6 protein-coding genes are annotated in these 8049 nt (G+C 41.7%); all 6 read left to right on the top strand.

Annotated elements, in window-relative coordinates; genetic code table 11:
• The coding region (locus E4T79_RS08330; protein ID WP_194183773.1) for a transposase at positions 1–278 on the top strand (278 nt) is incomplete at its 5' end.
• A 974-nt stretch (positions 279–1252) separates the two neighbouring features.
• Entirely contained in the window at positions 1253–2101 is an 849-nt protein-coding gene (locus tag E4T79_RS08325) for an S-adenosyl-l-methionine hydroxide adenosyltransferase family protein (RefSeq protein WP_135029396.1), read from the top strand.
• 21 nt (positions 2102–2122) lie between these two features.
• Positions 2123–2674, top strand: coding sequence for an ECF-type riboflavin transporter substrate-binding protein (locus tag E4T79_RS08320; protein WP_135029394.1), 552 nt, complete (start codon positions 2123–2125; stop codon positions 2672–2674).
• A 403-nt stretch (positions 2675–3077) separates the two neighbouring features.
• Entirely contained in the window at positions 3078–4064 is a 987-nt protein-coding gene (locus E4T79_RS08315) for a rhodanese-related sulfurtransferase (RefSeq protein ID WP_135029392.1), read from the top strand.
• Between the two features lie 528 nt (positions 4065–4592).
• Positions 4593–6266: an ABC transporter ATP-binding protein gene (locus E4T79_RS08310; RefSeq protein ID WP_135029390.1), complete on the top strand. Its 1674-nt coding sequence runs from the start codon at positions 4593–4595 to the stop codon at positions 6264–6266.
• Entirely contained in the window at positions 6267–7100 is an 834-nt protein-coding gene (locus tag E4T79_RS08305; protein WP_135029388.1) for an energy-coupling factor transporter transmembrane component T, read from the top strand.
• Positions 7101–8049 lie beyond the last annotated feature (949 nt).

Raw genomic sequence — 8049 nt, 5'->3', positions numbered from 1 at the left:
ACAGTATGACGAGCGCCTTTTTTACCAAATGGTTTGATAACCAGCTCTTACCCTCTTTGTCAGAGCCACATCTTATTGTGATGGATAATGCCAGCTTCCATCCTAAAGCGAAATTGGATAAGCTTGCCATAGGCAAGGGACATTATTTTCTTCCATTACCTCCCTATTCTCCTGAACTCAACCCGATTGAACAATATTGGGCTACTCTCAAAAACAAGGTTCGGAATCTACTCAGAGCTGGAAAGTCTGTATATGAAAGTTTAGAATACTGTTTATAGACTAAACGACTATATTACTTCGTTCACTCGCTTTGCTGTACTCCAGTACAGCCTGCAGCTCCTTGCCTAGTACTAAAAGTAAACTAAAAGACTATAACTAGAAAGCGAGGTCATTGCTTGCAAGACAGTACATACTTAAAGAAAATAGGCAGCTGTTTCGGCTTTAGCCGATTACAGTTGAGAATCCTGTAAGGATAGATGTTCTTTACGTCCTCACATCTTAATTGAACTCGAGCTACAACTCACTGAAAAAAAGACCAATCTGATTGGTTGCAAGACAACCTGCTTCGATTGTCTATTTTTTCTAGGAGTTGTTTCACGCTCTCGTATCTTAATTGAACTCGAGCTACAACTCACTGAAAAAAAGACCAATCTCATTGGTTGCAAGACAACCTGCTTCGATTGTCTATTTTTTCTAGGAGTTGTTTTACGCTCTCGTATCTTGATTTAATTGAACTCGGGCTAAAAATGGTAGAAAAAAGATGAATCGTATCGATTACCGGAGTAATCATCTCCGATTCCCTATTTTTCTTTCCATTTTCTTCACGCCCTCGTATCTTAATTGAACTCGAGCTACAACTCACTGAAAAAAAGACCAATCTCATTGGTTGCAAGACAACCTGCTTCGATTGCCTATTTTTTCTAGGAGTTGTTTTACGCTCTCGTATCTTGATTTAATCGAACTTGAGCTACAACTCACTGAAAAAAAGACCAATCTCATTAGTTGCAAGACAACCTGCTTCGATTGTCTATTTTTTCTAGGAGTTGTTTTACGCTCTCGTATCTTGATTTAATCGAACTCGGGCTAAAAGCTCGGAAAAAAGATAGCCATCCTTGTGTTCATCGAACACGTCGTCAGTCTTCTAATTTTCGTTCGCTTTTTATACGCCCTCGTATCTTAATGGGTTTTTGTATTGGTCAAGTCGGTCATTTTTTGATATGATAGAAGAATAATTTTATCAATAGGAGCAGCTATGTCAAATAAGTTACTTGTTTTACAGTCAGACTTCGGTCTAGTGGATGGTGCGGTGTCTGCCATGATTGGAGTGGCACTTCAAGAATCGCGCGATTTAGTGGTGCATAATCTGACACATGATATTACACCCTACAATATTTTTGAGGGTGCTTACCGTCTATTTCAAACCGTGGAATACTGGCCTGAGGGAACGACTTTTGTATCTGTTGTCGATCCTGGTGTTGGCTCAAAACGTAAGAGCGTCGTAGCTCTGACAGAGCAAAACCATTACATCGTAACCCCTGATAACGGAACCCTGTCTTTCATTAAGCGACACGTTGGTATCAAGGCAGTGCGTGAGATTTCAGAAGTGGCCAATCGTCGTGCTAATACGGAGCATTCGTATACTTTCCATGGTCGAGATGTCTATGCGTATACAGGAGCAAAACTAGCCTCTGGGCATATTACCTTTGAAGAAGTGGGACCTGAGCTCAATGTGGCGGATATTGTCGAAATTCCGACTGTGGCAACAGAAGTTGGCACAGACTTTGTCAAAGGTGCAATTGACATCTTGGATGTTCGCTTTGGTTCTCTCTGGACGTCCATTACGCGCGAAGAGTTTCATAGCCTTAATCCAACCTTTACAGAGCGTTTTGAAGTGACCATTTACAATAATGATATGCTAGTCTATCAAAATCAAGTGACTTATGGTAAGTCCTTTGCGGATGTCCGTATTGGTCAACCTCTTCTCTATATCAATTCTCTCTATCGTGTGGGTCTTGCGATTAACCAAGGTTCCTTTGCCAAGGCCTATAATGTTGGAGTTGGACACAATTGGCATATCGAAATCAAGAAAATGAGTATCTAGGAAATAAGAAAGAGAGCATTTATGAAAAATAATTCGATTAAAACAGTTGTGGGAACAGGGATAGGGGCAGCCTTGTTTGTAGTGATTAGCTTGGTTATCAATATTCCACTAGGCATTCCCAATACCTCTGTGCAACTCCAGTACGCTGTCCAGTCTTTATTAGCGATTCTCTTTGGTCCAATCGTTGGTTTCTTAGTTGGCTTTATCGGGCATGCTCTTAAAGATTCCCTCCAGTATGGTCCATGGTGGTCATGGATTTTCGCTTCAGGCCTGTTCGGCTTGATGGTTGGTACCTTAAAATATCGCTTGCGCATCAGCGAGGGTGTGTTTACAATCAAGGATACTCTGCTGTTCAACGGTGTGCAATTCCTGGCTAATATCCTTGTATGGGGTGTAGTAGCACCGATTTTGGATGTCTTGGTCTACCATGAACCAGCCAATAAAGTATTCACGCAAGGATTGGTTGCAGGAAGCATCAATGCTGCTACTGTTGCCATTGCGGGAAGCCTCTTGTTAACAGTATATGCTAAGAAACAAGTGCAAAATAACAGCTTGTCTAAAGACGAGAATTAGTCACGAAGAAGGAACCTGTTCACTCATAGCTGAGCAGGTTTCATTTTGTATTTTCGGGCAAATAAATTGCTTTGCATTATATATGAGAAGTATAATAGAGGAGTGCTACTCGTCAAAAATCAGTATCTTCCGTTGCTCACTCACCTTATTGAACTTCGGTTTTATAGTCATTTCGTTTATCTTTTATGACTTGGTTCACTCGCTTTGTCGTACTCTAGTACAGGCAAGCTCGTTATCTAGTACTAAAAGCACACTAAAAGACTTTATTTGCGATTTAGAGGAGGAGAGCTTTGCTATCCTTATCTCCAGCCTTTCGCAATTTTTAATGGTGAAACCCAATCAGATATTGATTTTGAGAGAGTATGAATGATAAAATTAGAAAGAAAAGGGGAGAAGAAATCTTATGGCAAAAGATATTCGTGTCTTACTGTATTACAAATATGTTCCGATTGAAAATGCGCAAGAATTTGCGGCGGAACATCTGGCATTTTGTAAAGCAATCGGCTTAAAAGGTCGTATCCTTGTAGCAGATGAGGGAATTAATGGAACGGTTTCTGGTGATTATGAAACCACCCAAAAATACATGGACTATGTTCATTCGCTTCCGGGTATGGAAGACCTTTGGTTCAAAATTGATGAGGAAGAAGAGCAAGCTTTCAAGAAAATGTTTGTTCGTTACAAGAAAGAAATTGTTCACTTGGGCTTAGAGGACAATGATTTCGATGCAGATATTAACCCGCTTGAAACGACAGGGGCTTACCTTTCACCACAAGAATTTAAAGAAGCCCTTTTGGATGAAAATACTGTTGTTTTGGATACGCGTAATGACTACGAGTATGACCTTGGACACTTCCGCGGCGCTATTCGTCCAGACATTCGCAACTTCCGTGAGTTGCCACAATGGGTCCGTGATAACAAGGAAACATTCATGGACAAACGTGTCGTGGTTTACTGTACGGGTGGTGTCCGCTGCGAGAAATTCTCTGGCTGGATGGTTCGTGAGGGTTACAAAGATGTTGGTCAGCTACATGGTGGAATTGCGACCTATGGAAAAGATCCAGAAGTTCGTGGTGAGCTTTGGGACGGGAAAATGTATGTCTTTGACGAGCGTATCGCTGTGGATGTTAACCATGTAGACCCTATAGTAGTTGGAAAAGATTGGTTTGACGGAACTCCATGTGAGCGCTATGTTAACTGCGGCAATCCATTCTGCAACCGCCGTATCTTGACTTCAGAAGACAATGAGAACAAATACCTCCGCGGTTGTTCGCACAAATGCCGTGTTCATCCACGCAACCGTTATGTCGCGGAACATCAACTGACCCGAGAAGAAGTCGTAGAACGCTTGGCTATGATTGGGGAAGTTCTGGATGAATTAGTTGCACAATAAAATTAAAACCAACATCTCAAATGCAGAAGCCTGTATTCACAGCTACATGCGTTGATTCAAGGCTAGTTTTTAACTAGTTATTGTTCATTTTTTCAATATGATGTCAGTTTCTTGAAGAGATATTGATGTCATATTGAAACATGTCCTTTTGAATCAAGGTACCGTATGTGTGAATATAGGTTTTTATATTCTATAGTCATCAAATCTGACCCGTTTTCACAACTGAGAATGGTGAAAGCTTGGAGATAAGGATAGAAAAGCTCTCTTTCTTTAACCGACGGTAGAACTGACGTTCTGCAAGGTGGGATAACGACAGAAGAAGTTGTAGAGTACGGCAAAGCGAGTGAACCAAGTCATAAAAGATAAATGAAATGACTATAAAGTATGAGAACAAGCTTCTCCACATCAACAAAATGATGTAGCTTTAGGGGGACTTTGTGGTAAAATAGTAGGGTAGGAAACGTTTGAACAGTCACTTGAAAGAATATCCCAAGGGCTAACTGCGGAAGAAATGAGATAGAAGTGTTTATGAAAAAAGCAATCATTGAGTTTGAAAACTTTAGTTTTAAGTACCATGCTCAACAAGACCCCACCTTGTATGAGATTGATTTGACCATTTATCAAGGGGAGAAAGTCTTGATTGTAGGTCCATCGGGTTCTGGAAAATCCACCTTGGGTCAATGTTTGAATGGTATTATTCCAAATATCTATCCAGGGACAAGGACAGGAAGTTTGCGGATTGATGGAAAAGATGCCTTTGAACAGTCGATTTATGAAAAGTCCCTCTTTGTCAGTACTGTTCTGCAGGATACGGACGGGCAATTCATCGGGCTCAGTGTAGCGGAGGATTTAGCCTTTGCCCTTGAAAATGATGTCACGCCTCTGGAGGAAATGAAGACACGGATTCATAGCTGGGCGGAACGGTTGGATTTGCAGGCGTTATTGAGCCATAGACCACAGGATCTATCTGGTGGACAAAAGCAGCGAGTGAGTTTAGCAGGAGTCTTGATTGATGAGAGTCCGATTCTGCTTTTTGATGAGCCGTTAGCCAATCTTGATCCTAGATCAGGGCAAGATACGATTGAGTTGATTGATCGGCTACATAAGGAGCAGGGGACCACAACCATCATCATTGAACATCGCCTAGAAGATGTGCTTTATCGCCAGGTGGATCGGATTGTCTTGATCAGTGAGGGACGAATCTTGTACAATGGTGAGCCTGATGCCTTGCTCCGTTCTGATTTATTGCGTGAAAACGGTATTCGGGAGCCGCTCTATGTGACTACTTTGCGCCAATTAGACTATGATTTGGACAAGGAAGCAGATGTGACAAGTATAGAACAATTAACCTTGACAGATGTCCAGGTAGGAGAATTACCGGCGCTTGTCGTGGAGGAAAAGTTGGATCGTTCCTTGATAGAAGTGCAGCATTTGTGCGTTTCCTATGGTGACAAGGAGGTCCTTAAGGATATCCATTTCTCCATTCGTCAGGGAGAGCGTCTAGCGATTATTGGGAAGAATGGTGCAGGGAAATCAACCCTCGCCAAGGCCCTGTGTCAGTTTGTAGAGGTTTCAGGTGACATTTTGTGGAATGGTCAGTCCATTCTGTCTGATTCAATCAAGGAGCGTGCAGAGCGCATTGGTTATGTCTTGCAAAATCCCAACCAGATGATTAGCCAGACGATGATTTTTGATGAAGTGGCTCTAGGATTGCGTTTGCGGGGAGTTGCAGAAGCAGATGTGACCGAAAAAGTGGAAGCAGTTCTTCGCACCTGTGGGCTTTATGCCTTTCGTAAATGGCCGATTTCAGCGCTCTCATTCGGGCAGAAAAAACGGGTCACCATTGCTTCTATTTTGGTTTTAAATCCAGAAATTATTTTACTGGACGAACCGACAGCAGGTCAAGACCAGCGAAATTATACCGAAATTATGAATTTTCTGGATGAATTGAATCGCCAAGGGCATACCATTATCATGATTACGCACGATATGCAACTGATGTTGGATTATTCTGACCGAGCCATTGTTCTAGTGGACGGGCAGATTGTGGATGCTGCTCATCCGGCTAGTGTCTTGACCGCTCAGAGCCTTATTGAGGCTGCGAATTTGAAAGAAACGAGTATTTTCCACTTGGCTAAAAAACTAGGTGTTGATGCCTTAGCTTTGACCCGATTTTACATGGAAAGAGAAAGGAAAGAATAGATGAAAGGGATAAATATCATTGGCTATCGGGCTGGTCAGGGAGGCATTTATGACTTATCAGCCGTTAGTAAACTCATCTTTTTCCTCCTTGTCTCAGTAGCTGCTATGGTTACTTATGACACTCGCTTCATCTTTGGGATTGCTGTTTTGTCCCTTTGTCTATTTAAATGGTCGCAGATTCGCCTCAAGGATGTGTCCCTTGTTTTTATTGTGACAACCATTTTTGCGCTGATGAATGCTGTAATGGTCTATCTGTTTGCTCCGGAATATGGGGTTGAGCTGTATGGTGTAAAGACAGTTCTGTGGTCAGGGGTCGGTGCCTATACCTTGACCAGTCAAGAACTCTTTTATCTCTTAAATCTTCTTCTGAAGTATTTTTGTACAATTCCCCTTGCTGTCATCTTTTTGATGACCACGCATCCGAGCCAATTTGCATCAAGTTTGAATCAATTAGGTATTTCCTACAAAGTAGCTTATTCGGTCAGCTTGACCATGCGCTATATTCCAGATATTCAAGAAGAATTTTACACTATTCGAATGTCGCAGGAGGCTAGAGGAATTGAACTATCTCCTAAAGGCAAGTTGCTAGAACGAATTAAGGGGAATTTAGCGCTTGTAATCCCGCTAATTTTTAGTTCCTTATCACGGATAGATATTATCGCGACAGCGATGGAGTTGCGCCGTTTTGGGAAAAATAAAAAACGGACATGGTATACATATCAAGCCCTCAGAAAAAATGATTATATGGTCCTAGTATTGGCAATGAGTATCTTGTTTTTAACGGGAGTTTTGTTTGTCATCAATGGCGGACGTTTTTACAATCCTTGGAGATAGTGGCTATATCTGTGTTTTGGTATAGTTATTAGGGAAATATGGAAACTTTCTGTTTCATCAATCCTCGCTGTAAGGAGAGGATCCTATAACGAAAAGTTGGGCTTTTTTGCCCAACTTTATTTCTCGTAATTTACATCAACATTTCAGCGCAGTGGTTGATTGCTCCAATGTTTATCACGACCTTGGAGGTTGGAAATGCCAGGCTCTTGCTTTTTGTTTCAAGGGAACAGACTGAAAACCTCCTACTTTGTTCACTTTTTAGGCCCCAAATCTCCCCTCTCATCAACTGTGCGGGAGGAGTGAAACAGGCTAGTCCCAGACCGTTTCAGCCCAAATCTAGAACGTAGGAGGTGAGGAAAAACGGCCTCCTTTTTCTATCTGTCGCGTTCTTTTCCGCTCTTACAAGTCTATATAAGTCTTGGATGGATCTTGTTAGCTAAAAAGTGATTGGTGGTATTCAATTACAATCAAAAAGAGTCAACCGATATCGATTATCATTCCCCGTTTACTTATGGTGCCATATCTTATGACTTGAGTAATAGTGGGTCGATCCTTCTTGGTATAGTTTCAATCAGAACGGTCTGTGTCTACAACTTAGCAGCTATGTTGGATGTTATAGTCATTTCGTTTATCTTTTATGACTTCGTTCACTCGCTTTGCCGTACTCCAGTACCGCCTGTAGCTCGTTGCCTAGTACTAAAAATAAACGAAAAGACTATAACTGAATAGGCTGTGTGAGTTGTAGGCACAGGAGGTGAGCTGGTTAATACTCATTTAAAATCAAAATTAGCATTTCTTACTACTTCCTTAAGTTGTGCGGACAGAAAGCAAGCTCCTCCAGCGTTTCATTCTTAATTTTCGAGCCAAAGGTTTTGAAAATCCTGTCCTCAGCAACAAGGTATTTATTGCCGGGGATACCACTACGGTGGAAGTAGCCTTTTAGCTCACT

This window comes from Streptococcus sp. LYSM12 (assembly GCF_004569635.1).
GTDB lineage: Bacteria > Bacillota > Bacilli > Lactobacillales > Streptococcaceae > Streptococcus.
This window is presented reverse-complemented; position numbering and strand designations above follow the sequence as displayed.

Excerpts from the sequence above, each read along its gene's own strand:
- E4T79_RS08325 (WP_135029396.1), top strand. The coding sequence starts at position 1,253 with ATGTCAAATAAGTTACTTGTTTTACAGTCAGACTTCGGTCTAGTGGAT.
- E4T79_RS08320 (WP_135029394.1), top strand. The coding sequence starts at position 2,123 with ATGAAAAATAATTCGATTAAAACAGTTGTGGGAACAGGGATAGGGGCA.
- E4T79_RS08315 (WP_135029392.1), top strand. The coding sequence starts at position 3,078 with ATGGCAAAAGATATTCGTGTCTTACTGTATTACAAATATGTTCCGATT.
- E4T79_RS08310 (WP_135029390.1), top strand. The coding sequence starts at position 4,593 with ATGAAAAAAGCAATCATTGAGTTTGAAAACTTTAGTTTTAAGTACCAT.
- E4T79_RS08305 (WP_135029388.1), top strand. The coding sequence starts at position 6,267 with ATGAAAGGGATAAATATCATTGGCTATCGGGCTGGTCAGGGAGGCATT.